This is a genomic window from Neorhizobium petrolearium (genome assembly GCF_017873175.1).
Taxonomy (GTDB): Bacteria; Pseudomonadota; Alphaproteobacteria; order Rhizobiales; family Rhizobiaceae; genus Neorhizobium; species Neorhizobium petrolearium.
The window spans coordinates 615,941-632,295 of sequence record NZ_JAGGJW010000001.1; the positions used below are offsets into that span (position 1 = coordinate 615,941).

At 61.8% G+C, this 16,355-nt stretch carries 11 protein-coding genes; 4 read left to right on the forward strand and 7 right to left on the reverse strand.

Going from position 1 to position 16,355, the window contains the following annotated elements; translation table 11 throughout:
* Positions 1-9 precede the first annotated feature (9 nt).
* The 7 genes from glgB to J2046_RS03150 all read right to left on the reverse strand — a co-directional run bounded on the left by glgB (position 10) and on the right by J2046_RS03150 (position 12,129).
* Positions 10-2,217 carry a 1,4-alpha-glucan branching protein GlgB gene (glgB, locus tag J2046_RS03120; RefSeq protein ID WP_210049416.1) on the reverse strand — a complete coding sequence of 736 codons (2,208 nt, stop codon included), beginning with the start codon at positions 2,215-2,217 and terminating at the stop codon, positions 10-12.
* The gene (gene treS, locus J2046_RS03125) at positions 2,217-5,516 is read right to left on the reverse strand and encodes a maltose alpha-D-glucosyltransferase (protein WP_210049418.1); all 3,300 of its coding nucleotides are present in this window, start codon (positions 5,514-5,516) and stop codon (positions 2,217-2,219) included. Before treS ends, glgB begins: the two co-directional genes overlap by 1 nt.
* A 13-nt stretch (positions 5,517-5,529) precedes the next feature.
* Entirely contained in the window at positions 5,530-8,781 is a 3,252-nt protein-coding gene (locus J2046_RS03130) for a maltotransferase domain-containing protein (protein WP_210049420.1), read from the reverse strand.
* 262 nt (positions 8,782-9,043) lie between these two features.
* Positions 9,044-10,024 (reverse strand): Bug family tripartite tricarboxylate transporter substrate binding protein, encoded by a 981-nt coding sequence (locus J2046_RS03135; RefSeq protein WP_210049422.1) that lies wholly within the window; start codon positions 10,022-10,024, stop codon positions 9,044-9,046.
* Positions 10,025-10,238: 214 nt separating this feature from the next.
* On the reverse strand, positions 10,239-10,739 hold the full coding sequence (locus J2046_RS03140; protein WP_210049739.1) for a cupin: 501 nt from the start codon (positions 10,737-10,739) through the stop codon (positions 10,239-10,241).
* A gap of 43 nt (positions 10,740-10,782) precedes the next feature.
* Complete coding sequence (locus J2046_RS03145) at positions 10,783-11,073, reverse strand: DUF3175 domain-containing protein (protein ID WP_210049424.1); 291 nt, start codon at positions 11,071-11,073, stop codon at positions 10,783-10,785.
* A gap of 63 nt (positions 11,074-11,136) precedes the next feature.
* Complete coding sequence (locus J2046_RS03150; RefSeq protein WP_210049426.1) at positions 11,137-12,129, reverse strand: LacI family DNA-binding transcriptional regulator; 993 nt, start codon at positions 12,127-12,129, stop codon at positions 11,137-11,139.
* Between the two features lie 287 nt (positions 12,130-12,416).
* Here J2046_RS03150 and J2046_RS03155 point away from each other — a divergent pair, with 287 nt between their 5' ends.
* From J2046_RS03155 to J2046_RS03170, 4 genes are read left to right on the forward strand one after another with little or no spacing between them, the layout of a single operon-like run.
* Positions 12,417-13,115, forward strand: a complete 699-nt coding sequence (locus J2046_RS03155; protein WP_210049741.1) for a 6-phosphogluconolactonase — start codon at positions 12,417-12,419, stop codon at positions 13,113-13,115.
* Positions 13,108-13,887 (forward strand): sugar isomerase domain-containing protein, encoded by a 780-nt coding sequence (locus J2046_RS03160; protein WP_210049428.1) that lies wholly within the window; start codon positions 13,108-13,110, stop codon positions 13,885-13,887. The genes J2046_RS03155 and J2046_RS03160 overlap by 8 nt, the downstream gene beginning before the upstream one ends.
* Positions 13,888-13,889: 2 nt before the next feature.
* The gene (locus J2046_RS03165; protein WP_210049430.1) at positions 13,890-15,029 is read left to right on the forward strand and encodes an N-acetylglucosamine-6-phosphate deacetylase; all 1,140 of its coding nucleotides are present in this window, start codon (positions 13,890-13,892) and stop codon (positions 15,027-15,029) included.
* Positions 15,026-16,276, forward strand: coding sequence for a neutral/alkaline non-lysosomal ceramidase N-terminal domain-containing protein (locus tag J2046_RS03170; protein WP_210049433.1), 1,251 nt, complete (start codon positions 15,026-15,028; stop codon positions 16,274-16,276). The genes J2046_RS03165 and J2046_RS03170 overlap by 4 nt, the downstream gene beginning before the upstream one ends.
* Positions 16,277-16,355 lie beyond the last annotated feature (79 nt).

A 16,355-nucleotide genomic window follows, 5' to 3' on the forward strand; every position in this document is an offset into this window, starting at 1 on the left:
ATAAGGGCTCTATCGCTTCCACCGCAAGAACACCGTCGCAAGCGGCGGCAGGACGAGCGATATCGAAAATGCCTTGCCATGCGCCGGCTGGCGCTGCGTCCAGGCTTCCATCTGGCCGAGATTGGAGCCGCCGTAGATTGCCGCGTCGGTGTTCAGAACCACGTCCCAGCGCCCCTCCACAGGAACCCCGATCCGGTAGCCATGCCGCGGCACCGGCGTGAAGTTGGATGCGATCAGGATGTATGCGGAACGGTCCTCCGCGCTTCGCAACATGGCGTAGACGGAATTTTCCCCGCCGTCGGCCACCGCCCATTCGAAGCCTTCAGGATGTAGGTCGCCGAACTGCAGGGCAGGCTCCTGCGTGTAAAGCCTGTTCAGGTCGCCGACCAGCCGTTGGAGGCCCGCATGATCCGGCCGATCGAGCAGGTCCCAGTGGACGGAGGCGTCATGGCTCCATTCCGTCTCTTGAGCGATCTCGCCGCCCATGAAGAGCAGTTTCTTGCCGGGATGGCCCCACATGAAGCCGTAATAGGCGCGCAGGTTGGCGAGTTTCTGCCAATGGTCGCCCGGCATCTTGCCGAGCAGCGAGCCTTTGCCGTGCACCACCTCGTCGTGGGAAAGCGGCAGCATGAAGCGCTCGGAATAGGCGTAGATCATGCCGAAGGTCATCGCGTGGTGATGGTATTTGCGATAGACGGGATCGTCCTGCATGTAATGCAGCGTGTCATGCATCCAGCCCATGTTCCATTTGAAATCGAAGCCGAGGCCGCCTTCTTCCGGCTTCTTCGTCACGTCCGGCCAGGCGGTCGATTCCTCGGCCACCATGAAGGCATGCGGGCAGCGATCATGGATGATGCTGTTCAGATGCTTTAGGAACTCGACCGCCTCGAGGTTCTCGCGCCCGCCATACTGATTCGGGATCCATTCGCCTTCATTGCGGCTGTAGTCGCGGTAGAGCATGGAGGCGACCGCATCGACGCGCAGCCCGTCGATATGGAAATGCTCCAGCCATTCGAGCGCGCTGGCGATCAGGAAACCCTTCACCTCGTTGCGGCCGAGATTGTAGATCAGCGTATTCCAGTCCTTGTGAAATCCCTCCCGCGGGTCCTCATGCTCATAAAGGGCGGTGCCATCGAAGCGGGCAAGCCCCCAGACGTCGGTCGGGAAATGCGCCGGCACCCAGTCGAGGATGACGCCGATGCCCGCCTGATGGCAGCGGTCGACGAAATACGCAAAATCCTCCGGCGTGCCGTAGCGGCCGGTCGGCGCGAAGAGACCGAGCGGCTGATAACCCCATGAGCCGCCGAAGGGGTGCTCCATGATCGGCAGGAGCTCGATATGGGTGAAGCCGAGGCTTTCCGCATAGGGGACGAGCCGCTGGCTGAGCTCCACCCAGTCGAGCACCCGGTTACCCTCTTCGGCGATCCTCACCCAGGAGCCGGGATGCACTTCATAGACCGAGATGGCACCGTCGCCGATGCGGTCGGCGCCGCGGGCGCGCATCCATTCCTCGTCGGCCCAGCGGAAGGGTTTTGAGGAGGCGACGATCGAAGCGGTCGAAGGTGCGGCCTCGCTGGCGCGGGCGACGGGGTCTGCCTTCTGCGGCAGCAGATTGCCATGGGCGTCGATGATTTCGAACTTGTAGCGTTCGCCATGGGTGAGCCGGGGGACGAAAAGCTCCCAGATGCCGGCCTGGGGACGGAGCCGCATGGGATGGCGGCGGCCGTCCCACGAGTTGAAATCGCCGACGGCCGAGACGCGCCGGGCATTGGGCGCCCAGACCGCGAACCGTACACCCTCGACGCCGTCGACCTCCATTGGGATCGCTCCGAGCGTTCGTCCAAGCTCGTAATGAGTGCCCTGGGCGATGAGATGCAGGTCGAGATCGCCGAGCAGCGGAGCGAAGGAATAAGGGTCTTCCGTTTCCTGCACTGCGTCCGGCCATCGAATGCGGAAAAGATAGGGCGTAGTGCTGCCGGTCACGCCAGCGAACAATCCGCCCTCATGGATGGTTTCCAGTTCGGCCAACACCTTGCTCGTATCTGCCTCCACGACTTGCACCGAAAGGGCCCCCGGCAGAAAGGCTCTCACGATGGTGAGGTCGCCGTACTGGTGGCGTCCGAGGATCGAGAAAGGATCGCCGTGCCGCCCTTCCACAAGGGCTTGCAGGCCCTCACGGACGGTGCCGATCATCAGGTCGGTGCGCTCATATCTCATCAGGCGTTCTCCAGAAGTCTCGAGGCGATCGCCGAGAAGCCGGCAATTGGAAGCGGCAGCCAGTGCGGCCGACTGCGGACTTCATAGGCGATCTCGTAGGCCGCCTTTTCAAGGAGGAAGAGGTCGAGGATGCGGTCGCGGACCTCGTTGGATATCTTCAACGCGTCCGAACTTTCCGTGGCGTCGAAATAGGCCTGCAGAAAGGCGGGCTCGGCCATTTTGGTGAAACGGGCAACGAGCGCGTTGTGGCGGACATCATCCACTTCGCTCACAACCTCCCGATCGAGATCGGCAGAGGCCGCGAGATAACTGAGCGACCGCAGAAGCCCGGCGACGTCACGCAACGGATTGGCTTTGGTACGGCGGTCGGAGAGATCGCGGGTCGGTTCGCCTTCGAAGTCGATGATATAGGCGTCGCCTTCCGCCACCAGAATCTGCCCGAGATGGAAATCGCCATGATTGCGTGTCATCAGCGTGCCGTCGATGGCTCCGGCGAGATGTTCGCCGAGCCGCAGAAGATCATTGCGGCGCTCCAGTAGCGACTTTGCCTCGGCGGCCAGGTCCGGCTCCAGCGCTTCGATACTATCGGCAAGGATCGACAAGCTTTCGGAAATCCGTGTCGTCACCGCTTCGCGCGATTTGTCCGCATCAGCGGCGGTCGCCCAGATCGGCTTGAAATCCTCGTTGTCTGTTGGTTGCGCCAGTGCAATATGCAATTCACCCAGTCGTTTGCCGATCGTGGCGGCGAAGTCGGTCAGCGGCTTGAAATATTCGTCCGCCATGTCGCCGTCGATGCCGGTCACCATCACCTCGTCGATCGAGCGGCGCAGGTTGCTGAGCATCCAGTTCCAGGCATCGCCTTGGTTGCGGATGGCGCTCTGCACGATGATCAGCGTATATCGATTACCGTCCGGCGCGATGCGGGCCACCTCGCCGAGCAGCTGTGCCGTGTTCTTGTATCCGACATTGGTAAGGTAACGGGTCATCTCCACTTCAGGATGGATGCCCGGGAAGATGTGGCGGATGAGTTTTATCATCGCCATGTCGCCGAGGATCAGGGAACTGTTGGATTGCTCGGCGGAGAGCCAGCGCACCTGCATGTCGTCGGCGACGCTCATGCAGTCGAGCTGGTCGGCACCTAAAAACTCCAGCGTTCCGGCACGTCCGGAGATCACCGCCCGTTCACAGAGCCCGCGGATGACGGCGCGTGCCAGGCTCTCCATCGCGAAGCCGTCGGTCAGGTAGCCGACGCGGCGGCCCTGGCGAAGGCGGGCGAGAGCCAGCTGATGGGCGAGCGCCGTTGGCTGGCTGTCGTCCCAGGAGACGGCAAGCGGCAGCAGGTAGGTATCCTTGCGTCCGCTTAAGTCCGCCTCGAGTTCGCCAAGTAGGAGGTTGCTGGCGAAGGGAATCGGCGTTGCCGCAACGAGCGAAGCGCCCCGTAGCGTTTCACCCTTGGCGCCGAACCAGCGGCGCTTGCCGAGGTAAGGTGGCAGCACATCATTCGAAAGCGTATTGGAAAGGCGTGGCTCGTCGATCAATTCCTGCAGGTCGCGCCGCACGACGATCGTCACCATGTCCTGCATCTGCTCCGGCGGCTCGGTGCGCCAGACTGGACCATCCGCTTCCGCCGCGAGCTGGAACCAGAAGAAACCATAAGGCGGCAGGGTCAGGAGATAGGTGAGCTGCCCGATAGGGGGAAAGGGCGACATGCCGGAAAGCTCGATCGGCACCCGGCCTGCAAATTGCGCGAGGTCCAGTTCCACCGCCTGCGGCAGGCGTGAGAGATTGGCGACACAGAGGATCGTCTCGTCATCATATTCGCGCAGATAGGCGAGGATTTTCCTGTTTCCGGGCGCCAGGAACTTCAGCGAACCGCGACCGAAGGCAGGGTGCTTGTTGCGCAGCGCCAACATCCGCCGCGTCCAGTTGAGCAGCGAATGGGCGTCGGCACTCTGGGCCTCGACGTTCAGGGCTTCGTAGCCATAGAGCGGGTCCATGATCGGTGGCAGCACCAGCTTCGCCGGGTCGGCCTTGGAAAAGCCGCCATTGCGGTCCGGCGACCATTGCATCGGGGTCCTGACGCCATCACGGTCGCCGAGATAGATGTTGTCGCCCATGCCGATCTCGTCCCCGTAATAGAGGACCGGCGTGCCGGGCATGGAAAGAAGCAGCCCGTTCATGAGCTCCACGCGCCTGCGGTCGCGTTCCATCAGCGGTGATAGGCGGCGACGGATGCCGAGATTGATGCGCGCACGGCGGTCAGCGGCATAGATGTTCCAGAGGTAGTCGCGTTCCTCGTCGGTCACCATTTCGAGCGTCAGTTCGTCATGGTTTCTGAGGAAGATCGCCCACTGGCAATTCTCCGGAATTTCCGGCGTCTGCCGCATTATGTCGGTGATCGGGAAGCGGTCTTCCTTGGCGATCGCCATGTACATGCGCGGCATCAGCGGGAAGTGGAAGGCCATGTGGCATTCGTCGCCATTGCCGAAATATTCGCTCGTATCCTCCGGCCATTGGTTCGCTTCGGCGAGCAGCATTCTGCCCGGATGGGTGGAATCGAGCGCGGCGCGGATCTTCTTCAGGACGTCGTGCGTTTCCGGCAGGTTCTCGTTGATCGTACCCTCGCGCTCGACGAGGTAGGGGATCGCATCGAGCCGGAAGCCGTCTATGCCGGTCTCCAGCCAGAAGCGCATGATGCCGAGCAGTTCTTCGAGCACCAGCGGATTGTCGAAGTTGAGGTCCGGCTGGTGCGAATAGAAACGGTGCCAGTAATAGGCCCCAGCGACCGGATCCCAGGTCCAGTTGGATTTCTCGGTGTCGAGGAAGATGATCCGCGTCTCCGGAAATTTGTGATCCGTGTCCGACCATACGTAGAAATCCCGTTCCGGCGACCCGGGCGGCGCATGCCGCGCCCTCTGGAACCAGGGATGCTGATCGGAAGTGTGGTTGATGACGAGTTCGATGATGACCCTGATACTCCGCTCGTGGGCTGCATCGACGAAGGCCTTAAACTCGTCCAGGGTGCCGTAATCCGGGCTGACATTCGCGTAGTCGGCAATGTCGTATCCGTCGTCGCGGCGGGGGGAAGGAAAGAAAGGCAAAAGCCAGATCGCGTTGGCGCCGAGCGAGGCGATGTGGTCGAGCTTCTCGTGCAGGCCCTTGAAGTCGCCGATGCCGTCGCCGTTGGCGTCATAGAAGGACTTGATGTGGAGCTGGTAGATGATTGCGTCCTTGTACCACAGCGGGCCCGCCTCGTGGGGCTGAGCCTGGTTCTGGCCGCGAGTGGTCGTCATGTCCATTTGCTTTCCTCCCTTATCTCACGCGCCAGATTGCAAAGGGCGGTCCTGCATGAGGATCGAGCCTGATCCTCTGCATCTTGCCGGCTAAGGTGAACCTGTGCCCGGTGATCAGGTCTTCGAGATCAAGTGCCGCATGGTCGGGTAGGTTCCATGACCAGAGCGGAATTTCGACATCCGCTTCGTGGGCATTGTAGGGATCGAGGTTCACCGCGATCAGCAGGACGTTCTCCCGTCCCGCGCTCGCCCTCTCATAGAACATGATGTTGTCGTTCCAGGCGGTGAGACGCTGGATGCCGAGATGCGAGTGCAGCGCCGGGTTCTCGCGGCGGATCCGGTTGAGCATGGTGATCTCGGACTTGATGTTGCCCGGTCGGTCATAATCCCAGGCGCGAATCTCGTATTTCTCCGAATCCGCATATTCCTTGCGCTTGGCATCTGGCCTGCCTTCGCAGAGTTCGAAGCCGTTATAGACGCCCCAGAGGCCGGAAAGCGTCGCTGCGAGCGCGGCGCGGATGAGATAAGCCGGGCGTGGCGCGTTCTGCAGGAAATCCGGGTTGATATCGTGCGTGTTGACGAAGAAATGCGGCCGGAAGAAATCCTTCGGCTCTTCGGTGGTGATCTCGCGCATATACTCTTCGAGTTCCCACTTGGCGTTGCGCCAGGTGAAATAAGTATAGGATTGCGAGAAACCGATCTTGGCGAGCCGGTACATGACCTTCGGCTTGGTGAAGGCCTCCGACAGGAAGACCACGTCGGGGTGTCGCGAGCGGATATCGGCGATCAGCCACTCCCAGAACGGGAAGGGCTTGGTGTGCGGATTGTCGACGCGGAAGAGTTTGACACCCTGGTCCACCCATTTCTGCACCACGTCGCGCAACTCGATCCAGAGCGACGGGGCGGCGTCGCAGGCATAGAAATCGACATTGACGATGTCCTCGTATTTCTTCGGCGGGTTTTCCGCATAGCGGATCGTGCCGTCCGGCCGCCAGTCGAACCAGCCGGGATGTTCCTTCAGCCAGGGATGATCGGGTGAGCACTGGATCGCGAGGTCGAGAGCGATTTCGAGGCCATGCTCCTTTGCGGCGTCTATCAGCCGGCGGAAATCTTCGAACGTTCCGAGCTCGGGGTGGACCGCGTCGTGCCCGCCCGCTTCCGAGCCGATCGCATAGGGGCTGCCGGGATCTTCCGGTGCTGCCCGCAGGCTGTTGTTCTTGCCCTTGCGGTTCGTCTTGCCGATTGGATGGATCGGCGGGAAGTAGAGCACGTCGAAGCCCATCTCCCGGATCGCCGGCAGGCGACGGACGACGTCATCAAACGTGCCGTGTCGGTCCGGATCGCCGCTCTGGGAGCGCGGAAAAATCTGGTACCAGCTTGCGAATGCAGCTGCCGTGCGCTCTGCGTCGACCGGGATGACCTGGGAGCGTACGCAATGCGGCTTGCGGTCGGCTTCCGCCATGAGTTCGGCTGTTTCTGCCGCCAGCAGGATTTCCGTGCGCCGGGAATCCTGCACCTCCGTCAGCTCGTCAAACAGAGCTTGCAGCCGCGTCTTGATCTGGCCGGATGCATGGTCGAGCGCATCGAGCACGAGGTTGATGCCTTCCTGGATTTCCAGGCGAAGATCGAGCCGCGCCTCGTGCTTCTTGGTGAACTCGTAGCGGAAGATGGCAAAGGTACTGCGCCAGCCCTCGACCACGAATTCATGCCGCCCCATGCGTCTCAGTGTGAATTCGGCCTGCCAGCGATCGTTTTCGATAAGCTGCATGCGGACTTCATGCCAGTTCTCATCATCGGCCGCACGCCAGAGCAGGGCCGCCGAAAGCGGATCGTGTCCATCACTGAAAATGTCGGCCTCGACTTTCACGGTCTCACCGACGACACGCTTGACGACGAAGCGTCCGTCATCGACCGAAGGCGTGATCTTTTCGATCGCAAGGCGCGGTGAAGCTGCAGCCTCCTGGGCGGTCGGCACCGGGACGGCATCCACGACCGGGACGGATGATCGGCCCTCGAAGATGCGCAGTTCGCCAGGCCTCAGCTCGATCTCAGGGGCGAAGACTTCATTTTCGTCATCCAGTGCGGTCAGCGGCAGGAAAGAGGAGGCGGCTTCGCGTAATACGTTGAAGGGTGCGTTGGTCACCTTGCGCAGGTCGCGATTAAGCACCACGACGCGGATTTTCTGCGAGGCACGCAGATCCTCCTGATCCGTCTGCAGCAGTGCGACGGCCGGGGTTTGGCTGGTGGAGATGAGCCTCAGCGGTTGGCGGGCAAAACCGGCGACAGTCTTGTTCGTGCTGGCGTTGACCGCGCGGATGTCGCCCGAAAGATCGAACGCGCCTTGATCCTGCAGGCCGCGCAGGCCTAACCCGTCACCGTGCAAAGGGTCGAGCGGCACGGCCGCACCATATTCGAAGCCCATCGGGATCATCAGTCCGCTTGCAAAGGTCGAAGCGAGCTTCAGCGCCCGGATCGCCTTGCGCTGCAGCACCTCGCAGCTGTCCGTGCCATGCGCCATGCGTTTGCCGTACGGCGCTTCCGGGAAGGTGATCTGGTAGCCGATCTGCCGCTGGATCTGGTATTCATCCATGATCCAGCGTTCTTCGAGATTCCACCAGGCGAAGGACGAGAAGCTGCCATCGAAGCCGGCGCCCTTGAGGGCCTTCCGATCCTCGAAGGCGCTGCCAGGCGTCCAGGCAAGGAAGGTTGTTTCCGGCGCTGCTCTGCGGGTCGAAACGATGAGGTTGTACCACGCCTCCGGCGCAACGCGGCCGATCCCCAGGCAGCGGAAGCCGGCGATGCCAAGGCCGGCGAGCCACGCCATGCGGTTGCGCCAATCCTCGATATGACGGGTTTCGCTCAGGAAATCGATGCGGCGGCTCAGGCTTTCCTGCGGCACTGCGCGGGGGTCTGCGGCGATCGGGCGGGCATGTTCATCATCGGCCACTCGATCGATGACGAGATCGAGCATCAGTTTAAGATCCTGCGCCCGGGCCACTTCGATCAGCGCTTTGAACCCATCCTCGACGGAGGTACCCAATTCGAGCTCCGGGTCGAGCCGGTCGAAGTTCCTCGTCACGAAGATGCTGGCATTGCGGCCGCGTGCGAAAAGGGGAGCGGTCAGCACAGTGTCGAAGCCGAGGTCTTTGGCATGCGCAAAGACTTCACGCCAGGCATCCAGGCCTTTCAGCATCAACGGATGAACGTAATAAATCTGCGGTGGCAGTTGCGAGAGCGAGGTCCGTGAGGCGAATTGGGGGCGCGTGTTCATCGGTTGTACCTTGCCGTAGACTTTTGCGTGTAACTCCAAGGCAGGGAGGCTTGTTCCGGCAAAATCGGTACTGAATTTCACTTCCCGCCGGAAAACGGCAGGAGGGATGACGATCACAGGTTGTTCAGAATCGGCACTAGTCGGAGCGGTGCCCAGAGAAGGAGCAGCTAATTTCCCAGAAAGCAAAAAGCAAAAAGCAAAAAGCAAAAAGGGCCGAAGATTATCTTCGGCCCTTTCCGCCTCCGTCCCCACGAAGCTCTGCTTATTGTTTCTCGATCTTTCCGATCTTCGCCCACTCTTCCCAGCGCTTCACGTCCATGGTCGCATAGTCGAGAGTGGCCTGCGGGCTGTCGAGCGTCATCGGCTCACCACCATTGGTGCCGACGAACTTACGGGCATCGTCGCTGGTGGTGACCTCTGTCATGACCTTGTGCATCTTTTCGAGGATCGGTTTGGGCGTGCCTTTGGGTGCGGCCAGGACCCACCAGATACGCACGTCCACATTCGGCACGCCTTCTTCCTCAAAAGTCGGGATATCCGGGACCGATGAAATGCGCTTTGCCGTGCTGACGGCAAGGATGCGCAACGTGCCGTCACGCGAGCGGGCCAGCCCGAAGACCGGATCACCGACCATGTAGTCGATCGCCCCGCTTGAAAAATCGTTCAGCGTATCTGCGCTGGTCTTGTAGCGCACCTGCAGGGTATCGAGACCGCCGGCATTGGCCTTGTACATCTCGGCAAGAATGGTCGCCGGAAAGTTCGGCGTGGCATAGGATGCCTTGTCGCCTTTTTCCTTCATCGCCTTGGTCAGGTCGGAAATATGCATATAGGGGGACTTGGCGTTCACCAGCATCATGAATGCCTGGCTGAAGACCGGGGCGACGTAGTCGAAATCCTTGAGCGGATCGTAGGGCGGATTCTGGAAGACGTGCGGAGCAGCGGTGAATTGGTCGGCGCTGCCGATCAGCATCGTATAACCGTCCGGTTTCGCGTTCTTCAGCGCGACGACCGAAAGGCTTCCGAGACCGCCCGGCTTGTTCTCGACGATGACGGTCTGCTTGAGTGCCTCTTCGAGCTTCCTTGCGAAAAAGCGGGCATAGACATCCGCACCGCTGCCGGCGGGGAAGCCTGCAATCAGCGTGATCTGTCTGCTGGGATAATTATCCTCGTCAGCGCGCGCGCCACCCGCTGACAGGCATGCGGAAAACATCAGCGCCAGAGCGCCTGCGAAAAAGCGGTTCACTGCACTCTCCTCCTAGAGACAGTCCGGCACATCACGGGCGAGGCCGGGTGGCATGACGCGAAACAGTCTCCTCCCGTTCGCGCTCCGGTATAAGGTAGCCATATATTTTGAGGAGCGTCAAACACTCTCCCTGCGGGAAAATGCGCTCCGGCTTAAATCTAATGGCCTGAGCGGGTCCGCTTATGACATCGTTTGCCGATACTCGTTTTCTGGCCTATCGGCGTGCCCAGAACCGCTTCAGCGCGCCGTTCTCGCCTTCCACCGGATCTGTGTCGGGAATCGGAAGAAGTGCAATTTTTTGCAGTTGGGCCTCGCTTGCCGGGCTGGTCTGGATATCCGGATGCTGGCCGGGTGGATAGGCGCCTACCACCAGGAAATCGCGGCTCGCATCGATCCGCTTGTGGCCGGTTCCCGCCGGCAGCACGAGGCAATCGCCGGCGTTGACGCTGAGTTCCACGCCATCCGGCCCGCCGATCAGAAGCCGGGCCCGGCCGGCGGCGATGCCTAGCACTTCGTGGGCTCCGGTATGGTAATGCTGGTAATCGAAAACACCGTTGCGCCAGGTTCCCTGCCAGCCATTCTCGCTGAAGCACGTCTCGAACTTGGGTGCCATCTCGCCTTCTGCGGGGATCGCGTTGCGATAGATGAGCACCGGCAGGCTCGGATGGTTCGGCACTTGGCCGCTGGGTTCAAAGAAGATGATGTCGATGGTCATGGTAGCGGCGGGTGCGGCAGGATCAAGGCTCGGCGGCACGGTTTTAATGCTTCGGGTCATGGCCGAAATCCTTGCGCAACTCGTCCTTGGCTTTTTCCAGCGTCACGCGCCGTGATTTGGTAAGCTGGCCGCCGGCGCGATTGATATAGAAAGTCAGCATCGACATGGCCGATCGGAAGGGGTTCGACTTGCGCCTCTCGCTGGTTTCGGCCGAATGTTTCAGCGAATCTGCAATCTTCTTGGGGCTGCGCGATTTGAACACGCCTTCCTGAAGATCCATGGCATGACTGTGTTCAGTCACATCCTGCGACCATTTCTTTTTCTTCTTGGGCATCAAAGCCTCCCGCGAAAGGTTGGAATGCTTCCAAACCTGTCCCGCACGGCAAGGTTCCCATGTCTATCGCAAGGCAGCCGTCGTGTTCCGCACCACGAGATGGGTTTCCAATACATAGCGCACATCATGTATGGCGCGTGATTGCAGCATGTCGAGCAGCAGCGAGACGGCAACGCGGCCTGCTTCCATCGAACGGTTGGAAACGGAAGTGAGGGCCGGATAAGTGACGGCTCCGAGCACGTCGTCGCAACCGATCAGGCTGAAATCGCCGGGCACGCCCACATGTTTTTCGGCAAGGCCGGCAAGCACGCCCTGTGCCGTCAGGTCGTCAAATGCGATCGCCGCCGTTGCCCCGGTTGAAAGGATCGCACCGACGGCATTGCGTCCGGAATTGTAGCTCGGCAGCACGGCCGGCACTGTCTCGGCCTCGATGCCCAGGCTGGATGCGGCGGCCCGCACGGCGGAACGCCGCTGCTTGTTCGACCAGGAGGTTGAGGGACCGCTGACATAGACGATCTTGCGATGCCCGAGCCTGGCCAAATGTTCCACTGCCTCGCGCACGCCGGAACCGCTGTCGATCAGCACGCGGGGAATGCCGTCGAGGTCGCGGTTTATCAATACGAGCGGCAATTTTCCGGCATGGGCGCGGATGCGCTCGTCGGAAAGACGCGAGGAGGCGAGCACGAGCCCCTCCACCTGGCCCGCGAACCGGCCGACCAGCTTGTCCTCCTGCTTGGGGTTCTCTTCCGTATTGCCGAGGAAGATGCAGAAGTCGGAGCGGTCGGCTTCCAGCTGGGCAGCCCGGATCATCGGCGGGAAAAAAGGATTGGCGATATCCGGCACAATCAGCCCGACATTGCCGTGGCGGCCGGTGCTGAGCGCCCGTGCCGTATGGTTCGGCACGTAGCCGAGCGCTTCCGCCGCCTTCATGATCCGCTCGACCGTTTCGGGCGAGAGCATGTCCGGCCGCGTGAAGGCGCGCGAGACGCTGGAACGCGCCACGCCGGCCGCCTCCGCGACTTGGCTGATGGTGACGCCCTTGGCTCGCTTGATCATGGATTCTGGAAACTCGCCCGTTTTGAACCCGACTACCACGAATCCTGAAGCTCCATCAATTCGAGCCCGAAGACTGCCATTCCTCCACTTGACATGCAACCGGTTGCATGAAAATCTTTCGCCAACAAGAAAAGGGGACGGTATCGGATGCGGAGGCGCATCTCCCGGTCGCCTGAGATGAGGATATGGAGACCGCGTTGAATCTTGCCGCCACCTTTCGTCCATCGCCGGCAACGCGGCGGACCTTCGACCGGCTTGTCGTCGAAAGCTTTGCAACACGGGCCGAAATGGGGATTGCTGCGGCGGCGGATATTGCGGCTGCTTTGGCCGAGCGTCTTGCCCGGCAATCTGATGTGAGGATGGTGTTTGCGGCCGCCCCCAGCCAGGCGGATATGCTGGAGGCGCTCTGCGCCAAGCCGGGCATCGATTGGAGTCGCGTCACAGCCTTCCACATGGATGAATATATCGGGCTCTCACCGTCTTCGCCCGCCCGTTTTGCCAACTGGCTGGACGCGCACGTCTTTAGCAAGTTGCCCTTCGCCGCCGTCCATCGCATCACGCCGGAGCCGGATGCTGCGGCCGAGGTCCGCCGCTATGCCGACCTGTTGAACGAGGCGCCGATCGATTTCGTCTGCCTCGGCATTGGCGTCAACGGCCACATCGCCTTCAACGACCCGCCGGTTGCGGATTTCGCCGATCCGCTAGATGTCAAGGTCGTCGAGTTGGACGACGTCTGCCGTCAGCAGCAGGTCGATGACGAGTGTTTTCCCGATCTCGCTTCCGTGCCTCACGAGGCGATCACCTTGACGGTGCCGCGCCTGCTCAGAGCCGACCGGCTGTTCTGTGTCGTGCCGGGCGCCGTCAAGCGCGATGCCGTTTCGAAGGCGCTTTACGGTCCGCTGGCCACCGAATGCCCGGCGAGCGTCCTGCGCACCCATCCGGCTTGCACCCTCTATGTCGACAAGGACTCCGACCCCGATGCCTGACAAGACCGTCATCGATGCGGATCAGCTCTGCGAAGGTTATTTCGCTTCGACCCAAGCCCTGATGCGCCGGGTGCTGGAAGAGGAAAAGACTGCGCTCGATCAGGCGGCTTCGAAGCTCGCGGATCAGATCGCTGCCGACCGTCTGGTGCATATCTATGGCCCTGGCGGCCATTCCAACCTCGCCTCGCAGGAGGTTTTCTTCCGCGCCGGCGGACTGATGCATATCAGCGCCATACTGGACGAAGGCACCTTGCTTTCGAACGGCGCATTGCGTTCCATGGCGATCGAACGCACGCCTGGTTACGGCAAGGTGGTGATCGCCAACCAGCGGCTCGGCAAAAACGACCTGCTGATCCTGGTGAATGCGTACGGGATCAATGCGGCGCTGATCGATGCGGCGCTGGAGGCGCGTCGGCGCGGCACATTCTTGATCGGCATCAGTTCCCGTGAGCATGCCTCGAACACGTCGCCGGATCATCCGGCGCGGCATCCGACCAGGCAGAATCTGCACGACATCGTCGACATTGCCGTTGACTGCAAGGTACCGATTGGCGACGCGGTGGTTGCCGTGCCGGGCATGAGCGAGAACATCGCGGCGATCTCCACGTTCGCCAATGCTTTCACGCTCAATTGTCTGGTGATCCGGACGGTCGCCAAGCTTGTTGAGCGCGGCATCGAACCGCCGGTCTGGCGCAGCGGCAACGCGCCGGGCGGCGACGAGGCGAATGCCCGTTTCATCGACAAATTCCAGGGGCGGGTGAGGGCGCTCTGACCATGGTCGTCGACGGTATCGATCCCCGCACCGGCAAAGGTATCGCGATCGAGATCGCGGACGGCAGGATTTCCGCCGTCCGCCCGGCAGAAAACACCAGCTCGCATTTTCTCTCGGCGGGTCTCGTCGACCTGCAGGTCAATGGTTTTCGCGGCTTCGACCTGAACAACGGCGAGGTGACGCCGAAGATCGTTCTCTCACTTTGCGAAGAGCTTCTAAGCGTCGGCGTGACCACATGGCTGCCGACCATCATTACCGCTTCGGAGGAAGCGATCCTCCAGGCGTTGGAAGCCATCGCGAAAATCCGTGCCGGCCATCGGTTGATCGCTGAAATGGTGCCGGGCGTGCATGTCGAAGGCCCATCGATCTCAGATCAGGACGGCCCACGCGGCGCGCATCCGCTGGAGCATGTCCGTCCGCCTTCGATTGCGGAGTTCAATCGCTGGCAACAGGCCTGCGGCAATCTCGTATCCATGGTGACGATCGCCCCCGAGTACGAAGGCAGCATCGACTATATCCGCGCTCTTGCGACGCACGGTGTTCATGTCGCGCTCGGCCATACGGCCGCGACACCGGAGCAAATCCATGCGGCGGCGGAAGCAGGTGCGGTGCTCTCCACCCATCTCGGCAACGGGGCGGCGGCCATGCTGCCGCGCCATCCGAATTTCATCTGGGCGCAGCTTGCCGACGACCGGCTGACGGCGAGCTTCATCGCCGATGGCTGGCACCTGCCGGCCGACACATTCAAGGCCATGCTGCGCGCCAAGGGCATGGATCGGACGATCCTTGTGTCCGACATGGTGGCGCTCGCCGGCATGCCGCCTGGCGTTTATGACCAGCCCGTCGGCGGCCGCGTCGAGGTTTCGCCGGAAGGTCGCATCAGTGTCGCCGGCACGCCCTATCTCGCCGGCGCCAGTCTGCCGCTTTCCGCCAATGTGGCGATCGCCGCCGACATGGCGGGCATTCCGCTGGCGGATGCCTTGGTTCTGGCGACCCAAAATCCCGGACGCTTCGTCGGTGGGCGTGGAAGGTTGGAGGTCGGTGCCCGTGCCGATCTCATCCGCTTCGACTGGTCGGAAGGCGAACGCGAGTTGAAGGTTCGCGAGGCCTGGGTTCATGGCGAGAAGGCGTTTTGCGGATGATCCGAGCCGGTGCCGCCATCGTCGATATCACGCCGCCGCCCGGTCTTGCCATGTCCGGCTTTGCAGCCCGCAGCCTGCCGGCGAAAGGTGCGCATGACGCGCTGACGGCGCGGGCCGTGGTGATCGGGGACACGGCGGTGGTCGTGGCCGATGTCATCGGCATAGACGCGGCCATGAGCACCCGGATCAGAGAGCGCTGCGTGCTGCCGGCGGAAAATGTCGTGGTCGCCGCGCTCCATAATCACGGTGGTCCGGTTTCCATGGCCGGCCGGCTCAGCATTGCCGCCGACCCCACTTACCTGGAGCGGCTGGAAGATGCCTGTATAGCGGCCGTCGACAAGGCGGCCGCGGGGCGTCAGCATGCGACGATGACGATAGGGAAGGGAAGTGATCCGGGGATTGCCCGCAATCGCCGTCATCCCGGCGGGCCGGTGGACGCCTCCCTGCCGCTTTTGCGTATTCGCGACAAAAACGGTGCCATGATCGCGGTCGTTACGGCCTATGCCTGCCATCCGGTGGTGCTCGCCGCCGACAACCTGCTCTGGACCGCAGACTATCCGCATTTCGTGCGGCAGTTGCTGGAAGAGGCCTATCCCGGCACAATAGCGCTGTTCATGACCGGCTGCGTCGGAGACGCCAATACCGGCCATTCGGCGCATGCCTCGATCGCGCTCTCGGCCAATCCGGACCGGACTTTCGAAGCCGCAGAACGCATTGGCCGCAAGGTCGCCGAGGCGGCCCTGGCAGCCTCGGAGCAAACGATTTCCGGCACCGCTACAGCGCGAAACGGCACCGTCACCCTCGGTTTTCGGCGCCGCGAGACGGAAGCGCCCGAAGTTCTCGAAAAACGCTGGCGGGAAGAAGCTCTGACGGCCGAGCCTGCCCGTAGAAGCCTGCTTGGATATTGGGCTGAATGGGCTCGCGCTGTCGCGTCTGGTGAGCCCGAACCGCTTTCCGCCCGCGTTACCGTGCTCGACTGGGGCGGTGTGCCGGTCGTGGCGCTGCCCGGCGAGATATTTGCCGAAACCGCGCTTGCGATCCGTGCAGCCATTGGTCCCGAAAAACCGGCCTTCGTTGTCGGTTTTGCCGACGACAATCCGGGCTACATCCCGCCTTCAGGTGAATTCCTGCACGGCGGTTATGAGGTGGATGAGGCGCACCGCTATTACGGTTTGGCGGCAACGTTCGCGCCGGGCTCCGCCGAGACATTGGCCGCCTGCGCCATCGAGCTTGCTGCCGGCAATTGAGGAGGAGTGAACGCATGATTTCCACTGCCACGAACAGCCATCCGATGCTTGACACGCAACCGGTTGCATGAGAGTTTTT

What these genes read in the sequence shown, in the direction of transcription:
- J2046_RS03165 (WP_210049430.1), top strand. Translation starts at nt 13,890, where the DNA reads ATGGTCGTCGACGGTATCGATCCCCGCACCGGCAAAGGTATCGCGATC.
- J2046_RS03130 (WP_210049420.1), bottom strand. Translation starts at nt 8,781, where the DNA reads ATGAACACGCGCCCCCAATTCGCCTCACGGACCTCGCTCTCGCAACTG.
- J2046_RS03170 (WP_210049433.1), top strand. Translation starts at nt 15,026, where the DNA reads ATGATCCGAGCCGGTGCCGCCATCGTCGATATCACGCCGCCGCCCGGT.
- J2046_RS03145 (WP_210049424.1), bottom strand. Translation starts at nt 11,073, where the DNA reads ATGCCCAAGAAGAAAAAGAAATGGTCGCAGGATGTGACTGAACACAGT.
- J2046_RS03140 (WP_210049739.1), bottom strand. Translation starts at nt 10,739, where the DNA reads ATGACCATCGACATCATCTTCTTTGAACCCAGCGGCCAAGTGCCGAAC.
- J2046_RS03160 (WP_210049428.1), top strand. Translation starts at nt 13,108, where the DNA reads ATGCCTGACAAGACCGTCATCGATGCGGATCAGCTCTGCGAAGGTTAT.
- J2046_RS03150 (WP_210049426.1), bottom strand. Translation starts at nt 12,129, where the DNA reads ATGATCAAGCGAGCCAAGGGCGTCACCATCAGCCAAGTCGCGGAGGCG.
- treS (WP_210049418.1), bottom strand. Translation starts at nt 5,516, where the DNA reads ATGGACATGACGACCACTCGCGGCCAGAACCAGGCTCAGCCCCACGAG.
- glgB (WP_210049416.1), bottom strand. Translation starts at nt 2,217, where the DNA reads ATGAGATATGAGCGCACCGACCTGATGATCGGCACCGTCCGTGAGGGC.
- J2046_RS03155 (WP_210049741.1), top strand. Translation starts at nt 12,417, where the DNA reads ATGGGGATTGCTGCGGCGGCGGATATTGCGGCTGCTTTGGCCGAGCGT.